The sequence below is a fragment of the Staphylococcus ureilyticus genome, from assembly GCF_025558845.1.
Lineage (GTDB): Bacteria > Bacillota > Bacilli > Staphylococcales > Staphylococcaceae > Staphylococcus > Staphylococcus ureilyticus.
On record NZ_CP094825.1, the window covers coordinates 1,019,908 to 1,037,924 of the forward strand.

Genomic DNA, 18,017 nt, shown 5'->3' on the forward strand with positions numbered 1-18,017 from the left:
GATCTATTTTAATGCGTTTGTTCATAGTTTTTATGATATAGAAAGGGTTTTGTTAGCGTGAATGAAGAACAAAGAAAGCAAACTTCTATAGATGTTTTGGCCGAGCGCGATAAGAAGACAAAAGATTATAGTAAGTATTTTGAGCATGTATACCAACCACCAAGTTTAAAAGAAGCACGTAAACGTGGTAAAGAAGAAGTACATTATAACCGTGATTTTCAAATCGATGAAAAATATCGTGGTATGGGTAAAGGTAAAACATTTTTAATAAAAACATATGGTTGCCAAATGAATGCACATGATACAGAAGTAATGGCAGGTATTTTAAGTGCTTTAGGTTATCAGCCAACAGAAGAAATCGATGAAGCGGATGTTATTTTAATTAACACTTGTGCAATTCGTGAAAATGCAGAGAATAAAGTGTTTAGCGAGATTGGCAATTTAAAACACTTGAAAAAAGAAAAACCTGAAACAGTTATTGGTGTTTGCGGTTGTATGTCCCAAGAAGAATCAGTCGTGAATAAAATATTAAAATCATATCAAAATGTTGATATGATTTTTGGTACGCATAATATACACAGACTGCCTGAAATACTAGAAGAAGCTTATCTATCAAAAGCAATGGTGGTAGAAGTTTGGTCTAAAGAAGGCGATGTAATTGAAAATTTACCTAAAGTCAGAAAAGGTAATATAAAAGCATGGGTTAATATTATGTATGGTTGTGACAAATTCTGTACATACTGTATTGTGCCATTTACACGAGGTAAAGAGCGAAGTAGAAGACCACAAGATATTATAGACGAAGTTAGAGATTTAGCTCGTCAAGGATATCAAGAAGTTACACTATTAGGTCAAAATGTTAATTCATATGGTAAGGATATTGATGGATTAGAATATGGACTTGGCGACTTGCTAGAAGATATTTCGAAAATAGATATTCCTAGAGTACGTTTCACTACGAGTCACCCATGGGATTTCACCGATCGTATGATTGAAGTGATTGCTAACGGTGGAAACATCGTTCCACACGTGCATTTGCCTGTACAATCAGGAAATAATGCTGTTCTTAAAATTATGGGACGTAAATATACGAGAGAAAGCTATCTCGATTTAGTCAATCGTATTAAGTCAAAAATACCTGATGTTGCTTTAACAACAGATATTATCGTAGGCTATCCAAATGAAACTGCAGAACAATTTGAAGAAACATTGACTTTATATGATGAAGTAGCATTTGAACATGCATATACGTATATTTATTCTCAAAGAGATGGCACGCCAGCAGCTAAAATGAAAGATAATGTACCATTAGAGGAAAAAAAGGCAAGATTACAACAGTTAAATAAAAAAGTAGCCTATTATTCTGAACAAGCTATGGCACAATATGAAGGCCAAACAGTACAAGTTCTTTGTGAAGGTGCTAGTAAGAAAGATGATACTGTACTTGCAGGTTATACGAATAAAAATAAACTAGTTAATTTTAAAGCACCTAAAGAAATGATTGGAAAGATTGTTGATGTAAAAGTTGATGAAGCTAAACAGTTTTCATTGAATGGTACGTTTTTAGGCGTTAGTGAAAAAGCAGTGGTGACACAATAATGTATGAAAAAGATGAAATATTGGCAGAGGCAGATAAACTCAGTCAACGTATTCAATCATTAGACACTGTTAAAGAATATCAAGCGATTGAACAGCAAATTCATCAAAATAAAAATATTGAAACACGTATGAAAGACTTGAAAAAAACGCAGAAACAGTCTGTTAATTTACAAAATTATGGTAAACAGCAGGCACTGCGTCAGTCTGAAGATAAAATTCAAGATATCGAGCAAAACCTCAATATTATACCTATTGTTGAAGAATTTAGAGAATCACAAGCAGAGGCAAATGACTTATTGCAAATGATGATTAGTACGATGTCAAACCGTTTAAATGAAATTCAACAAAATAAAGATTAATGCATAATCCATATGTAGAAAGGAAATGAGCAATATGAAAACAAGAAAATTAACACTGACTGCGATATTGATTGCAATAAATGTAGTGTTAAGTAGCATTGTTGTTATACCACTTGGGCCTATCAAAGCGGCGCCTATACAACATTTAATCAATGTGATATGTGCGGTATTTGTGGGGCCTTGGTTTGGTCTGGCACAAGCGTTTATTTCTTCGCTGTTAAGAATGGTGTTTGGTACCGGTAGTTTCTTTGCATTTCCTGGAAGTATGGTAGGTGTATTATTAGCAAGTGGTTTTTACTTTTATCGCAAGCATATTTTTATGGCAGCAATCGGTGAAGTTATAGGTACAGGCATCATTGGTAGTATTATGTGTATACCATTAGCCTGGGTATTAGGTTTTGCTAACTTTGCTGTCAAGCCTTTAATGATAGCTTTTATTGCTTCAAGTGTGATTGGTGCAATGATTAGTTATGTTATTTTAATGGTTATGAAAAGAAAAGGCATCTTAAAACGATTCTTATAAATATGAAAAGGTTAAGTTTCATTGCTTTTAACATATCAATGATTTAATTATAATGTGGATTTGTAATTAACTAATTGTATGTGCAAATGAAGCTTAATCTTTTTTATTTTATAAATATCATTCATCAAGTAGTTAATTGACAACATTTTACATCAATCCTAATTTGTAAGCATAAGCGTAAAAACTAAAGTTATGTTAAAATTTAAGAGTTAAATGGACAATAAAAATATCGAAATATGGTTTAAAAGTACGAAATAATATAAGAATAGAAACACTAGTTATAAAGTAAAAATAGCAATCAGTTAAACAAGTGAGCAACCATCTGATTTAATGATATAACATACATAAATAATAGTTTATTTAATGTATTGTAAATAACAGTAAGAAACTAATAGAAGGATTGTGAAAGATTAAATGACTAACCAAACGCCAATGATGCAACAGTATTTAAAAATAAAATCACAATATCAAGATTGTTTATTATTTTTTAGATTAGGCGACTTTTATGAAATGTTTTTTGAAGATGCGAAAGAAGCTTCTAGGGTTCTAGAGATTACATTAACAAAGCGAGATGCTAAAAAAGAAAATCCTATTCCTATGTGTGGGGTCCCTTACCACTCAGCAGATGGCTATATTGAAACATTAATTAATAATGGATATAAAGTAGCTATTTGTGAGCAAATGGAAGATCCTAGACAGACAAAAGGAATGGTAAAACGTGAAGTTGTTAGAATCGTTACGCCAGGTACGGTTATGGATCAAGGTGGCGTAGATGAAAAACAAAATAATTATATTTTGAGCTTTGTACAAATAAATGACTGTTATGCATTAAGTTATTGTGATGTGTCTACGGGAGAACTAAAAGTAACTTCCTTTAACGATCAAGCTACATTAATAAATGAAATAACAACCATTAATCCAAATGAAATCGTAGTAAATGAGCATATTGCTGAAGAACTAAAACGTCAAATAAGTTTAACAACTGAAACGATTACAGTATTGAATGAAATATCAGATGCACATTATGCAGTAAATACTAGTAATGAACAATCTTTATACAATGCGACTCAGTTATTACTTGATTATATTTTTCATACGCAAAAACGAGATCTATCTCATATAGAAACTGTTGTTAAATATGAAGCAGTAGATTTTATGAAAATGGATTTTTATGCAAAAAGAAATTTAGAATTGACCGAAAGTATTCGTCTGAAAAGTAAAAAAGGAACATTACTATGGCTGATGGATGAAACTAAGACCCCTATGGGTGCAAGAAGATTAAAACAATGGATTGATAGACCGTTAATTCACAAAAATCAAATTGAATCACGTCTAGATACAGTTGAGCAATTTATAGACTTTTTCATAGAGAGAGATACATTGAGAGAACATCTTAATCAAGTATATGATATCGAGCGCTTAGTCGGTCGAGTGAGTTATGGTAATGTAAATGCTAGAGATCTAATTCAACTCAAACATTCAATTTCTGAAATACCCAATATTAAGCAATTATTAGATCGCTTAGATACAGAAACTACTGAGCGATTTAAAGCACTTGAACCTTTAGATGAACTGTTAGCATTATTAGAAAATAGTTTGAAAGAAGAACCGCCAATATCTGTTAAAGAAGGTGGATTATTCAAAAAAGGGTTTAATCAGGAGCTAGATGAATATTTAGAAGCATCGAAAAATGGTAAAACTTGGTTGGCTGAACTTCAGACTAAGGAGCGTCAACGCACTGGTATTAAATCACTGAAGATTAGCTTTAACAAAGTGTTTGGATACTTTATTGAAATTACAAGAGCCAACTTGCAAGGTTTTGACCCTTCTGCATATGGTTATCATCGTAAACAAACCTTATCAAATGCAGAACGGTTTATTACGGATGAATTAAAAGAAAAAGAAGACATTATATTAGGTGCTGAAGATAAAGCGATTGAATTAGAATATCAATTATTCGTTGAATTACGTGAACAAATAAAGACATATACAGAACGCTTACAAAAACAAGCAAAAGTTATTTCTGAATTGGATTGTTTGCAAAGTTTTGCCGAGATAGCACAAAAATATAATTATGCAAGACCTGCATTTAGCGAAGACAAAACACTTAAATTAACAAATTCGAGACATCCTGTTGTAGAACGCGTTATGGATCACAACGACTATGTGCCAAATGATTGTAATTTAGATCAAGATACGTTTATCTATTTAATCACTGGACCTAATATGTCTGGGAAATCTACTTATATGAGACAAGTTGCAATCATAAGCATTATGGCACAAATGGGTGCTTATGTGCCGTGTGAAACAGCTGTATTACCAGTTTTTGATCAAATATTTACAAGAATTGGAGCTGCAGATGATTTAGTTTCTGGTAAAAGTACATTTATGGTTGAGATGTTGGAAGCACAAAAAGCACTCGCTAACGCTACAGAAAATAGTTTAATTATTTTTGATGAAATAGGTAGGGGAACCTCTACTTATGATGGATTAGCATTGGCACAAGCAATGATTGAATTCGTGGCACATACTTCTCATGCTAAGACATTATTCTCTACACATTATCACGAGTTAACAACATTAGATCAGTCGTTGCCTTCGTTGAAAAATGTTCATGTTGCAGCAAATGAATACAAAGGTGAGCTTATCTTCTTACACAAAGTTAAAGACGGGGCTGTCGATGATAGTTATGGTATCCAAGTTGCGAAGTTAGCACATTTACCAGAAGCAGTTATATCACGTGCACAAGTGATTCTAGATGCATTTGAACAAAATAATAATCATGGACAAGCGACAAATGAACAAATGAACGTTATTAAATCGGGCGTGGAAGCACCGCCGATAGAAAAATCATTTGTATCTGAAAACGAGCACAGCTATAACGATGACAAGCAAGCACAAAGTAGCCACCAATTTGAACAAGCAGCTTTTGATTTGTTTGATTATCCTGCGGTACAAAGTGAAGTTGAGACTGAAATTAAGCAATTAAATTTATCGAATATGACACCGATAGAAGCTCTAGTAAAACTTAGTGAATTACAAAAACAGTTAAAATAGAGGTGAGGTCATTCAATGGGTAAAATAAAAGAATTACAGACATCTTTAGCAAATAAAATAGCAGCCGGTGAAGTAGTAGAAAGACCTGGATCGGTTGTGAAAGAATTATTAGAAAATGCAATTGATGCTCAAGCGACAGAAATAAACATAGAGGTTGAACAATCAGGAGTCGCTTCTATACGTGTGGTTGACAATGGTACTGGTATAGAAATCGATGATTTAGACTTAGTATTCCATCGCCATGCAACAAGTAAATTAGATGCAGATGATGATTTGTTCCATATTCGCACATTAGGATTTCGCGGTGAGGCTTTAGCTAGTATTTCTTCAGTTTCTAAGGTGACATTGAAAACATGTACAGATAATCAAGAAGGCCAAGAAATTTATGTGGAAAATGGGGAAGTTTTAAATCGAAAACCAGCTAAAGCAAAAAGAGGCACAGATATTTTGGTAGAGTCATTGTTTTATAATACGCCAGCACGTTTAAAATATATTAAAAGTCTCTATACAGAACTTGGAAAGATTACAGATATCGTGAACCGTATGGCTATGAGTCATCCTGATATTCGTATTTCACTAGTTTCTGATGGTAAAACAATATTAAAAACAAATGGATCAGGTAGAACAAATGAAGTCATGGCAGAAATTTATGGTATGAAAATTGCAAAAGATCTAGTTCATGTAACGGGTGATACAAGTGATTATCATTTAGAAGCTTATTTTGCAAAGCCAGAACATTCTAGAAGTAATAAACATTATATTTCTATCTTTATTAATGGCAGATATATTAAAAACTTCTTATTAAATAAAGCAATTTTAGAGGGCTATCATACTTTATTAATGGTTGGTCGTTATCCAATATGCTATATCAACATTGAAATGGATCCGATATTGGTAGATGTTAATGTGCACCCAACTAAACTAGAGGTAAGGTTATCAAAAGAAGACCAGCTTTTTGAATTAATTGTGACAAAAATTCGTGAAGCATTTAAAGATCGTATTTTAATTCCTCAAAATGATATGGATAAAATGACGAAGAAAAACAAGGTATTAGACCAATTTGAGCAACAGAAAATGGACTTCGAAAAACGGCAACAACAAAATAACCTTGAGCAAAATGTTGAGCAATCAAGTGAATCAAACGTGAATAATGCAAATAACGCAAGTGCAGACAATTCAACATCCTATATAAATCAACCGGATAATGAACGAAGCGGCATTCAAGAGTCACAAAATGATTATGATGATTATAAGAAAATACAAAATGATTTGCTTTATGATTTAGAAACGTCAAGTAGTGATTCTACTGATAACGAAGTATCAACCGCGGATAACATTTTACAAGACAATGGTGAAGAAGATATTAAAGGGCGCGTGAGTGCTTCGCCAACACGTAGAATACCTTATATGGAAATTGTTGGACAAGTGCATGGCACTTACATCATCGCTCAAAATGAAAATGGTATGTTTATGATTGATCAACACGCAGCTCAAGAAAGAATAAAGTATGAATATTTCAGAGAAAAAATTGGGGATGTTGTAAATGAAAGTCAAAATTTATTGATTCCATTAACTTTCCATTTTTCAAAAGATGAATTAATGATAATTAATCAATATAAAGATGAATTAGATAAAGTAGGCGTGCATTTAGAACCATTTGGTGGACATGACTACATTGTAGATAGCTATCCAGTATGGTTTCCTAAAGAAGAAGCTGAAGAAATCATCAAGGATATGATCGAATATGTATTAGAACATAAAAAAGTTGACGTGAGAAAAATTCGTGAAGAAGCTGCGATTATGATGAGCTGTAAAAAATCAATCAAGGCCAACCACTATCTAAAAAATAACGAGATGGCAGATTTAGTTAATCAATTGAGAGAGACTGAAGACCCATTTACCTGTCCACACGGTAGACCCATTATTATTAATTTCTCAAATTATGAATTAGAACGCCTATTTAAACGTATTGTCTAAGGAGGAATTCATGTTGAAACCGCATATTTTGCCTGCAGTTCGCTCAATGAAAGATTTAGAAAAATTAACGATGACCGATTACAAGGCATGTGTCATGTTAGATGCGCATATCGGACATGTTAAAAGTATTATGGGTCTATTAAACAAGAATAAGATTGAAACATACATGCATATCGATTTAATCAAAGGTATGAGCCATGATGAATTTGCTTGTGAATATATCATTCAAAATTATCATCCTAAAGGCATCGTTTCAACTAAGACAAAAGTAATTAATAAAGCAAAATCATTAAATACTACAACCGTGTTCAGAGTGTTTGTATTAGATAGTCATGCACTATCTAGAAGTATCGAATTGATTAAGCGTGTAGAACCAGATTTTGTGGAAGTTTTACCTGGTATTGCTACTAAAGCAATACGTATCATTAACGAAGAAACGAATACTGCAGTAATTGCAGGTGGGCTCATAAATAGCAATGAAGAAGTAGATGTTGCAGTTTCAAATGGCGCAAAATATATTACAACTAGTGACCGATCACTATGGTAATCGAATCATGTGGTGTCATTAAAATGATAAAAATTTAACTATTTCCATATTATTGATTCATTTATTTGTAATCAATCATTGTGAACGAGTATAAGGGGATGACGACAATGATAAAACCAAAGCAATTGAAAGTAGGAGACACAGTAGCAATTGTGTCTCTTTCTTCTGGTTTAGCAGGTGAAAGTAATATGTTATGGCGGACTCGACAAGGCATTCAACGTTTGGAAAATGAATTTGGCTTAAAAGTCAAAGTAATGCCAAATGCCTTAAAAGGTGTAGCGTTTATTCACAATCATCCAGAATGTAGAGCTAAAGATTTAAATGAAGCAGTAAAAGATCAAGAAGTTAAAGCTATTATTAGTTGTATTGGCGGAGAAGATGCGATACGTATTTTACCTTATGTAGAGTTCCAAGCAATTGCAAACAACCCTAAAATATTCAGTGGTTATTCAGATACAACAACAGTACATTTGATGTTTTATAAAATGGGAATAGTTAGTTTTTATGGTCAGGCATTACTTACTGACTTTGCAGAAAATATAGCAATGGATACATATACAGTAGAGAATATTAACAAGTGTTGGTTTAATACAAATAAAATAGGAAAAATAGAACCAGCATTTTATATGAGACCATATGGATTAAAATGGAATAAACAAAACAAATATACATGTAGAGCTAAAATAGAACAAAAAGGATACGAAATATTAAATGGAAATAAAAAAGTGAGCGGACACCTTTTAGGTGGAAATCTAGAAACTTTTGTTGATTTAATGCATACATCAATATTTCCTGAAATTGAAGCATTTAATGGTGCAATATTATTTTTAGAAACCTCAGAAGACACACCTACACCTGATATGTTTGCTAAATATTTAGAGGAATTGCTGAAGCAAGGGATTTTAAATCACCTGAATGGTATGGTTTTTGGTAAGCCATTTAATAATGTATATTATGAAAATTATAAAAGAGAGATATTAAAAATAATTAAAAAAAGCAATAATCCTAAAATGGTAGTTTTTTATAATTTATCATTTGGTCATAACGAGCCCAAACGTGCGATTCCTTATGAGTTAACGGCACAAATTGACCCATTGACTAGTCAATTTAGTATTGATGAAAATAGTGTGATATCAACTTGAGTTGTGACAACTTTTTTACAAAGTATTTGACAACGCTTACAACAACGGTGTAAGATGTACACAAGTTAATATTTAGAACAGAGATGGGAGATTTCTACAGTAATTAAACCGGTGGTTCACAACTGGATATAATTGTAGGGGTCTCCCTGTCTTATTTTAGGAGGAGTCTTTATGAGTGAATATTTTGCTGAATTTTTGGGAACAGCAATACTTATACTATTTGGGGGAGGCGTTGTTGCAAACGTCAACTTAAAAAGAAGTAATGGGAATGGCGCAGATTGGATTGTTATTGCTACAGGTTGGGGATTAGCAGTTACTATGGGAGTGTACGCGGTAGGTAATATTTCAGGTGCACATTTAAATCCTGCAGTTACTTTAGCATTTGCCATGGATGGTGCCATTAGTTGGGCTATGGTGCCAGGCTATATTATCTGTCAAATTCTAGGTGGTATCGTTGGTGGTGCATTAGTTTGGTTAATGTATTTAGCACAATGGAAAGCCACAGAAGATCAAGGCACAAAATTAGCTGTATTTTCTACAGCACCTGCCATTAAAAACTATTTTGCAAACTTCATGAGTGAAATTATTGGTACAGGTATTTTAACAATGGGGCTTTTATTCATTGGTATGAACAAAATTGCTGATGGTTTAAATCCATTAATTGTCGGTAGTTTAATCGTTGCAATTGGATTAAGTCTAGGTGGGCCAACAGGTTATGCAATTAACCCAGCTCGTGATTTAGGTCCACGTATTGCACATGCGATTTTACCAATCGCAGGTAAAGGTGATTCTAATTGGTCATATGCAATTGTACCTGTGTTAGGACCTGTAACTGGTGGTATGATTGGTGCAGTGATTTACAGATTATTTTACAAAGGTGCATTTGATACAATGTCGGTAGTTGCTATCGTATTATTAATTATCACACTTATTTTAGGCGTAACGTTAAATAAAGCGAAAAATGCTAAAGGTATAGAAACTATATATTAATTACGTTTAATTTAAGTGTATTTACGTTAAAATATAACTAGATATTATTGTCATTGTATTAATATAAAATTATTAGTTGAGTGAACTAATAAAAATTGGGTACAGAGAAGTATATATATCAATGTGAATTACATATGTAATTCGTATTACGAACATTTGAAGAGGGAGCTAATCATTATGGAAAAATATATTTTGTCAATCGACCAAGGTACTACGAGTTCGAGAGCAATTCTATTTGATCAAGACGGAAAAATTAAAGGAGTTGCACAGCGTGAATTCAAACAATATTTTCCAAAATCAGGCTGGGTAGAACATGATGCCAATGAAATTTGGACATCCGTTTTAGCTGTTATGGCGGAAGTTTTAAATGAAGAAAACATCGGTGCTGATCAAATAGCTGGTATTGGTATTACAAACCAACGTGAAACTACGGTAGTATGGGATAAGAAAACATCAAGACCAGTGTATCATGCGATTGTTTGGCAATCTCGTCAAACTCAAGGCATCTGTCAAGAATTAAAAGAGCAAGGCTTAGAAGATAAATTTAGAGAAAAAACAGGTCTTTTACTAGATCCATATTTTGCTGGAACAAAAGTTAAATGGATTCTAGATAATGTGGAAGGTGCTAGAGAGAAAGCTGATAATGGAGATTTATTATTCGGTACTATTGATTCTTGGCTAGTGTGGAAATTATCTGGTGGTAAAGCTCATATTACAGATTATACGAATGCAAGCCGTACGTTGATTTATAATATCCATGATTTAGAATGGGACCAAGAATTATTGGATATATTAGAAATTCCAAATACTATGTTACCTGAGGTTAAAGAATCTAGTGAAGTTTATGCAAATACCATTGATTATCATTTCTTCGGACAAGAAATTCCAATTGCTGGTATTGCAGGTGACCAACAGGCAGCATTATTTGGTCAAGCATGCTTTGAACGTGGAGATGTAAAAAACACTTACGGTACAGGTGGCTTTATGCTGATGAACACTGGTGAAGAAGCTGTAGCATCTGAAAGTGGATTATTAACAACAATTGCCTATGGACTAGACGGAAAAGTTAATTATGCACTTGAAGGTTCTATCTTTGTTTCAGGATCAGCTATTCAATGGTTGAGAGATGGATTGAGAATGATTAATTCTGCACCACAATCAGAAAATTACGCGGAACGTGTAGAATCTACGGAAGGTGTTTATGTTGTGCCAGCATTCGTAGGTTTAGGAACACCATATTGGGATGCTGATGCACGTGGAGCAATCTTTGGTTTAACGCGTGGTACTGAAAAAGAACACTTTATTCGTGCTACATTAGAATCATTGTGTTATCAAACACGTGATGTGCTTGAAGCAATGGAAAAAGATTCTGATATTACAGTAAATAACCTACGTGTCGACGGTGGTGCTGTTAAAAATAATTTTATTATGCAATTCCAATCAGACCTATTAAACGTGAGTGTGGAACGTCCAGAAATTAACGAAACAACAGCTTTAGGTGCCGCTTATTTAGCTGGTTTAGCTGTAGGTTTCTGGGATAGTAAAGATGAAATTGCTAACCGTTGGAAACTTGAAAAAGAATTTAATCCAGATATGGAAGAAAAAGAAAGAAATAAATTATACAAAGGCTGGAAAAAAGCTGTAGAGGCCACTCAAGTCTTTAAGTTAGACGAAGAATAAAAGAATTAGACTTATCTAAGTTTCTTATGCTATAATAAGGGTAAGTTAATATTATCGAGATGAGAATTGAGAGACACTGTTCGTACAATTATATATGTATGGGATAGGTCTCTCTTTTTTTATTACTACTAGGAGGCGCTAGATTTTATGAGTTTATCAACTTTGAAAAGAGAACAGATTAAGCAAGATTTAAAAAATGATACTTTTGATGTTGTCATTATCGGTGGAGGTATTACTGGTGCAGGTATTGCATTAGATGCAACACAAAGAGGTATGAAAGTCGCGTTAGTAGAAATGCAAGACTTTGCACAAGGTACAAGTTCACGTTCAACAAAATTAGTGCATGGTGGTTTGCGTTACTTGAAACAATTGCAAGTTGGCGTTGTAGCAGAAACTGGACGTGAACGTGCAATTGTATATGAAAATGGGCCTCATGTAACGACACCTGAACGTATGCTATTGCCAATGCATAAAGGTGGCTCTATGGGTAAATTTACTACATCTATTGGCTTAGCAATGTATGATAGACTAGCAGGCGTTAAAAAATCAGAACGTAAAACAATGTTAAATGCTAAAGAAACGTTAGCGAAAGAGCCACTTGTTAAAAAATCAGGCTTAAAAGGTGGCGGATCTTATGTTGAATATCGTACAGACGATGCGCGTTTAACAATTGAAGTCATGAAACGTGCAGCTGAAAAAGGTGCCACAGTAATCAACCATACGAAGTCAGTACATTTCACATATGATTCAAATGAAAAGGTCAACGGTATTCATGCAGAAGACCAAATTTCTGGTGAGACTTATCCAATTAAGGCTAAAAAAGTAATCAATGCAAGTGGCCCGTGGGTAGATGAAGTACGTAGTGGTGATTATGCACGCAATAACAAACAATTACGTTTAACAAAAGGTGTTCATATTGTTATTGATCAATCAAAATTCCCATTAGGACAAGCAGTATACTTTGATACTGAAAAAGATGGACGTATGATTTTTGCGATTCCTCGTGAAGGTAAAGCATACGTAGGTACAACAGATACATTTTACGATAACGATAAAACATCACCATTAGCTACACAAGAAGACAGAGATTACTTAATTGATGCGATCAACTATATGTTCCCAGATGTAAATGTAGCTGATGAAGATATTGAGTCATCATGGGCTGGCGTAAGACCATTAATTTTAGAAGAAGGTAAAGACCCATCAGAAATTTCTCGTAAAGATGAAGTTTGGGAAGGTAAATCAGGCCTACTTACAATTGCTGGTGGTAAATTAACTGGTTATCGTCATATGGCATTAGAAATTGTAGACCTATTATCTAAACGCTTAAAATCAGAATACGGTTTGAAATTTGATAAATGTGCTACAAAACACTTGCCAATTTCTGGTGGAGATGTTGGTGGTAGTGCAAACTTTGATCAATTTATTGATAAAAAAGTTGAAGATGCTAAAGCTTATCAAATAGATGATGCGACAGCACGTCATTTCGCAACGAAATACGGTTCAAATGTAGAAGAATTATTCAAAATTGCTCAAACAGCACAATATCAAGAATCTGGTTTACCTTTAGATATTTACACAGAATTGATTTATTCTATTCAAAACGAAATGGTTCATCGTCCAACAGATTTCTTTATTCGTCGTACTGGTAAACTTTATTTCAAAATAGATGACGTTCTCAATTATAAAGATCAAGTTATTGATGTAATGGCTGAATTACTAGGTTACACAGATATTCAAAAAGACTTGTTTACAAAAGAACTTCAAACTGCAATTGATGAAGCACAAACAGGTAATAATCAACCTGCAGTTAAAGAATAAATTAAATATTGTCCGAATCTAACATTTGTTCCTTATCCAATAATGAGTTAGTAGATTCAAATTTTGAACAATAGTTCTTTCCCTTCAAAGTAGACATTAAAAAATGTAGACTTTGGAGGGGTTTTATATTTTTAATGAGGTTTTGCATTTTATTTTATCAATAATAGCGCTGTAACAAGTGATAAGTCGAATAGCATTGTATTTGAAAACAGTGTATTTTGAAGGTATATTGTATTATGTATGATGAATGAAATGAAACGTGATTTGGGGGTAAAACATGAGTGGAAATGAGTTTAAAATCACTGTTGCAGATGGAACGACTTTAGAAGTGAAATTGAATAAGGCGAAAAAAGACACGATTGGTGTTATACACTTACTTCATGGCATGGCAGAACATATGGATCGATATGATGCACTTATTGATTCATTAAACCAACAAGGATATGATGTACTACGACACAACCATAGAGGGCATGGTAAAGATATAGCATCGTATGAACGTGGTCACATTGATAGTATGGAGCAAGTGGCAGATGATACTTTTGAAATTGCACAGACGTTGTATTCAGATACTGTGCATACGCCATATATTATATTGGGGCATTCAATGGGTTCTATTATTGCTAGAATTTTCACCCAAAAATATCCAGATGTTGCACAAGGCATGATTCTATCGGGAACAATGCAATACCCTAAGTTTTTAGGGAAATGCGTACAAATAATTTTAAAACTTATCACTTTAATAACTGGTAAAAGACGTCGTTTGAAATGGTTAAACCAAATAATGTATAAAACTTTCAATAAAAATATAAAAAACAACAAATCGAAAAATGATTGGTTATCCAGCGATGACCAAGAAGTTGAAAAATTTGAAAAAGACCCTTTTACTGGATTTTTAGTCTCAAATCAACTGATTTTTGAAACAGTAAAGTATATGTTACAGACAAGCAAATTAAAAAACATAAAAAAAATGAAGTCAGATCTTCCTATTTTACTAATTTCTGGAAAAGATGATGCGATAGGCAATTATGGAAAAGGGATTAGACATTTAGGAAAACTATATAAAAAGGGTAATATTCATCATATTACAGTACATTTATACAAAAATAAAAGACATGAAGTGTTATTTGAAAAAGATGCTACGACTACGTGGCAACATATGTATGATTGGATAGAAAGACAAATTTTAAAAAAATATAACAGAGTAGATAAAGCATAAAGAGAGTTGATATAAGTGCAGAGCGATAAACCTTTTATAATTGCATTAGTTGGTCCAACAGCTGTTGGTAAAACAGAATTAAGCATCGAATTGGCTAAAAGATTTAATGGTGAAATTATTAGCGGAGATTCTATGCAAGTCTATAAACATATGGATATTGGAACAGCAAAAATAAATAGAGAAGAGATGGCGGATATTCCACATCATATGATAGATATTCTTGAACCTGATGAAACATTTTCTGCGTATGATTTTAAAAATAGAGCGCAAAATTTAATAGATGAAATTACGGCTAGAGGTCATATGCCTATCATCGTAGGCGGTACAGGTTTGTATATCCAATCATTAATTTATAATTATGCTTTCGAAGATGAAACGATATCTGAAGCACAACAAATTAAAGTAGACCATACGCTAAATGAATTAGATTCATTATCAAATGAAGCATTGCATGATTATTTAGCTTCGATAGATAAAGATTCAGCTGATACTATTCACCCAAATAATCGTAAAAGGGTACGTAGAGCGATTGAATATTATTTAAAAACAAAAAAACTTTTAAGTTCACGCAAGAAAAATCAACAATATACAGAAAATTATGATACATTATTAATAGGGATAGAAATGTCACGCGAAACTTTATATCAAAGAATTAATAAACGTGTAGATATAATGTTGGAACGCGGATTACTAAATGAAGTGAAACAACTCGTTGAAGATGGTTTTGAAACTTGTCAAAGTATGCAAGCTATCGGATATAAAGAGATGTTACCTGTAATTAAAAATGAGGCTAGTCTAGCCGAAGCAACAAATAAATTGAAAAAGCATTCTAGAAATTATGCTAAAAGACAAATGACTTGGTTCAAAAACAAGCTCGACGTAGTATGGTTAGATAGAGAGATAATGTCACTTTCATTGATGTTAGATGAAGTTTCAGTCCAAATAAAGAAAAGGAGAACATAACATGAATACAACAGAAAACATCCAAGATAAATTCCTAGGACAATTTAAGGCTGATCAAACGAAAGTTATCGTATTTTTAGTGAATGGTTTTCAAATGAAAGGTATTATCGAAGATTATGATGACAATTTGGTTTGTTTATTAACACAAGGAAAGCAACATCTTATTTATAAACATGCTATCAGTACATTCACACTTGATGATGATGCAGTAGAAGAAGTATAACATTAAAAAACAATTTATTTTTGCATACTTTAAAAGAAGAAAGCTACACTTTGATAGAAATTATCAAGTGTAGCTTTCTTCTTTAAATCAGTAATTTATTTATAATAACGCTTCAATATCAGCTTCAATTTGACTTGGTTTTTTCTGTGGCGCATATCGATTAGTTACATTACCTTCTCTATCGATTAAAAACTTGGTGAAGTTCCATTTGATTTTTTCATTGAAAAAGCCATTTTGTTGTTCTGTCAGAAATTGATATAAAGGGTGTTGATTTTTGCCTTTGACATCAATTTTTTCGTGCATTGGGAAAGAAACGCCATAGTTAATTTTACAGTTTTGAGTAGCTTCTTCACCCGTACCTGGTTCTTGACCCCCAAATTGGTTACATGGAAAACCTAGCACAACAAATCCTCGATCTTTATAGTTGTCGTATAAGTGTTGTAGTCCTTCAAATTGTGGTGTGAAGCCACACTCACTTGCAGTATTGACAATTAGTAATACTTTATTTTTATATTCTTCTAACTTGTAAGTTTCGCCATTTGGTTTTTGAACTTCTATATCGTATATAGTCATATCGTGTCACCTCTTATTATTAATTTAACATAATTTGAGAAGATAGTCTTTATATAAACACTATGATAAAATAGCAAAGAAAACTTTGAAAGAGGTGCATGTTATGAGCCAACAAACACATACGACTAAAAAAGAATTAGAGACAGCAATTTTAGTTGGCGTACAAGCTCAAACCGATGAAGTGTTTGATTTTGAATCAACAATGGAAGAATTAGCTTCATTGTCTGAAACATGCCAATTAAATGTACAAGCTGAATTCACCCAGAACAGACAACATTTTGATAATAAATATTACGTTGGAAAAGGTAAATTAGAGGATATAAAAGCTTATATAGAAATGAATGATATAGATGTAGTTGTTGCTAATGATGAATTGACTACAGCCCAGTCAAAAACATTAAATGGTAATCTGAACGTTAAAATTATCGACAGAACACAACTGATTTTAGAGATATTTGCACTTCGAGCAAGAAGTAAAGAAGGTAAGCTTCAGGTAGAATTAGCGCAATTAGATTATTTATTACCTAGACTTCAAGGTCATGGGCGCAGTTTATCAAGATTAGGTGGTGGCATCGGAACGAGAGGTCCAGGTGAAACTAAGTTAGAAATGGATCGTCGTCATATTAGAACACGTATGAATGAAATCAAACATCAATTAGAAACGGTGGTTGAACATCGAGAGCGATATCGCAACAAACGTGAACAAAATAATGTGTTTCAAGTAGCACTTATTGGATATACAAACGCTGGTAAATCATCTTGGTTTAATGCATTGGCGAATGAAGCTACTTATGAGAAAAACTTGCTTTTTGCTACGCTAGATCCTAAAACAAGACAAATTCAAATCAATGATGGATTTAACCTAATCATATCTGATACGGTTGGTTTTATTCAAAAACTACCAACTACACTCATTGCTGCGTTTAAATCCACTTTAGAAGAGGCGAAAGGCGCAGATTTGCTATTACATGTTGTGGATGCTAGTCATCCTGAATATCGAGTTCAGTTTGATACAGTAAACCAAATCATAGGTGACTTAGATATGGGGCATATTCCACAAGCTATTATTTTTAATAAAAAAGATTTACACGAAGGAACTATGCCAACAACTCATTTACCATCAGTTTTTGTTTCGAGTAAAAATGAAGAAGATGAAGACAAAGTGAAACAATTACTTATAGAGCAAGTTAAATCAGCTTTAACTTTTTATGAAGAAAATGTCTCAAGTGCTGATGCGGATAGATTATATTTCTTGAAACAACATACACTCGTCACAGAAATCATATTTAATGAGAAAGATGCAACATATACTGTAAAAGGGTTTAAAAAAGAATAGGAAGAAGA

The 18,017-nt window shown here is 33.1% G+C and carries 15 protein-coding genes; 14 read left to right on the plus strand and 1 reads right to left on the minus strand.

Annotated elements, in window-relative coordinates; translation table 11 throughout:
- Window positions 1–57 precede the first annotated feature (57 nt).
- From miaB to hfq, 13 genes are all read left to right on the plus strand, one after another.
- Window positions 58–1,599, plus strand: a complete 1,542-nt coding sequence (miaB, locus tag MUA21_RS04920; protein ID WP_070658454.1) for a tRNA (N6-isopentenyl adenosine(37)-C2)-methylthiotransferase MiaB — start codon at window positions 58–60, stop codon at window positions 1,597–1,599.
- Window positions 1,599–1,958, plus strand: coding sequence for a YlbF/YmcA family competence regulator (locus tag MUA21_RS04925; RefSeq protein ID WP_262561994.1), 360 nt, complete (start codon window positions 1,599–1,601; stop codon window positions 1,956–1,958). The genes miaB and MUA21_RS04925 overlap by 1 nt, the downstream gene beginning before the upstream one ends.
- Window positions 1,959–1,992: 34 nt before the next feature.
- On the plus strand, window positions 1,993–2,481 hold the full coding sequence (gene thiW / locus MUA21_RS04930; protein WP_046208599.1) for an energy coupling factor transporter S component ThiW: 489 nt from the start codon (window positions 1,993–1,995) through the stop codon (window positions 2,479–2,481).
- Window positions 2,482–2,916: 435 nt separating this feature from the next.
- Window positions 2,917–5,538 carry a DNA mismatch repair protein MutS gene (gene mutS / locus MUA21_RS04935; protein ID WP_438873808.1) on the plus strand — a complete coding sequence of 874 codons (2,622 nt, stop codon included), beginning with the start codon at window positions 2,917–2,919 and terminating at the stop codon, window positions 5,536–5,538.
- A 15-nt stretch (window positions 5,539–5,553) separates the two neighbouring features.
- Window positions 5,554–7,515 carry a DNA mismatch repair endonuclease MutL gene (gene mutL, locus MUA21_RS04940; protein ID WP_262561996.1) on the plus strand — a complete coding sequence of 654 codons (1,962 nt, stop codon included), beginning with the start codon at window positions 5,554–5,556 and terminating at the stop codon, window positions 7,513–7,515.
- Window positions 7,516–7,528: 13 nt separating this feature from the next.
- The gene (locus MUA21_RS04945) at window positions 7,529–8,062 is read left to right on the plus strand and encodes a glycerol-3-phosphate responsive antiterminator (protein ID WP_262562239.1); all 534 of its coding nucleotides are present in this window, start codon (window positions 7,529–7,531) and stop codon (window positions 8,060–8,062) included.
- Between the two features lie 107 nt (window positions 8,063–8,169).
- Window positions 8,170–9,204, plus strand: coding sequence for a S66 family peptidase (locus MUA21_RS04950; RefSeq protein ID WP_262561997.1), 1,035 nt, complete (start codon window positions 8,170–8,172; stop codon window positions 9,202–9,204).
- Window positions 9,205–9,375: 171 nt separating this feature from the next.
- On the plus strand, window positions 9,376–10,194 hold the full coding sequence (locus MUA21_RS04955; protein WP_064209016.1) for an MIP/aquaporin family protein: 819 nt from the start codon (window positions 9,376–9,378) through the stop codon (window positions 10,192–10,194).
- A gap of 177 nt (window positions 10,195–10,371) precedes the next feature.
- The gene (gene glpK / locus MUA21_RS04960; RefSeq protein ID WP_046208594.1) at window positions 10,372–11,874 is read left to right on the plus strand and encodes a glycerol kinase GlpK; all 1,503 of its coding nucleotides are present in this window, start codon (window positions 10,372–10,374) and stop codon (window positions 11,872–11,874) included.
- 147 nt (window positions 11,875–12,021) lie between these two features.
- The gene (locus MUA21_RS04965; protein WP_064209015.1) at window positions 12,022–13,695 is read left to right on the plus strand and encodes a glycerol-3-phosphate dehydrogenase/oxidase; all 1,674 of its coding nucleotides are present in this window, start codon (window positions 12,022–12,024) and stop codon (window positions 13,693–13,695) included.
- 277 nt (window positions 13,696–13,972) lie between these two features.
- The gene (locus tag MUA21_RS04970) at window positions 13,973–14,914 is read left to right on the plus strand and encodes an alpha/beta fold hydrolase (protein WP_107525857.1); all 942 of its coding nucleotides are present in this window, start codon (window positions 13,973–13,975) and stop codon (window positions 14,912–14,914) included.
- Between the two features lie 15 nt (window positions 14,915–14,929).
- Window positions 14,930–15,877, plus strand: coding sequence for a tRNA (adenosine(37)-N6)-dimethylallyltransferase MiaA (gene miaA / locus MUA21_RS04975; RefSeq protein ID WP_107360250.1), 948 nt, complete (start codon window positions 14,930–14,932; stop codon window positions 15,875–15,877).
- 1 nt (window position 15,878) lies between these two features.
- The gene (gene hfq, locus MUA21_RS04980; protein WP_070037804.1) at window positions 15,879–16,100 is read left to right on the plus strand and encodes an RNA chaperone Hfq; all 222 of its coding nucleotides are present in this window, start codon (window positions 15,879–15,881) and stop codon (window positions 16,098–16,100) included.
- 99 nt (window positions 16,101–16,199) lie between these two features.
- Here the strand turns inward: hfq and MUA21_RS04985 are convergent, their stop codons facing one another.
- Window positions 16,200–16,673 (minus strand): glutathione peroxidase, encoded by a 474-nt coding sequence (locus MUA21_RS04985; protein WP_262561999.1) that lies wholly within the window; start codon window positions 16,671–16,673, stop codon window positions 16,200–16,202.
- 103 nt (window positions 16,674–16,776) lie between these two features.
- On the opposite strand from MUA21_RS04985, the gene hflX reads away from it, so the two are divergent.
- Window positions 16,777–18,009, plus strand: coding sequence for a GTPase HflX (gene hflX / locus MUA21_RS04990; RefSeq protein WP_262562000.1), 1,233 nt, complete (start codon window positions 16,777–16,779; stop codon window positions 18,007–18,009).
- The last annotated feature ends 8 nt before the right edge of the window (window positions 18,010–18,017 follow it).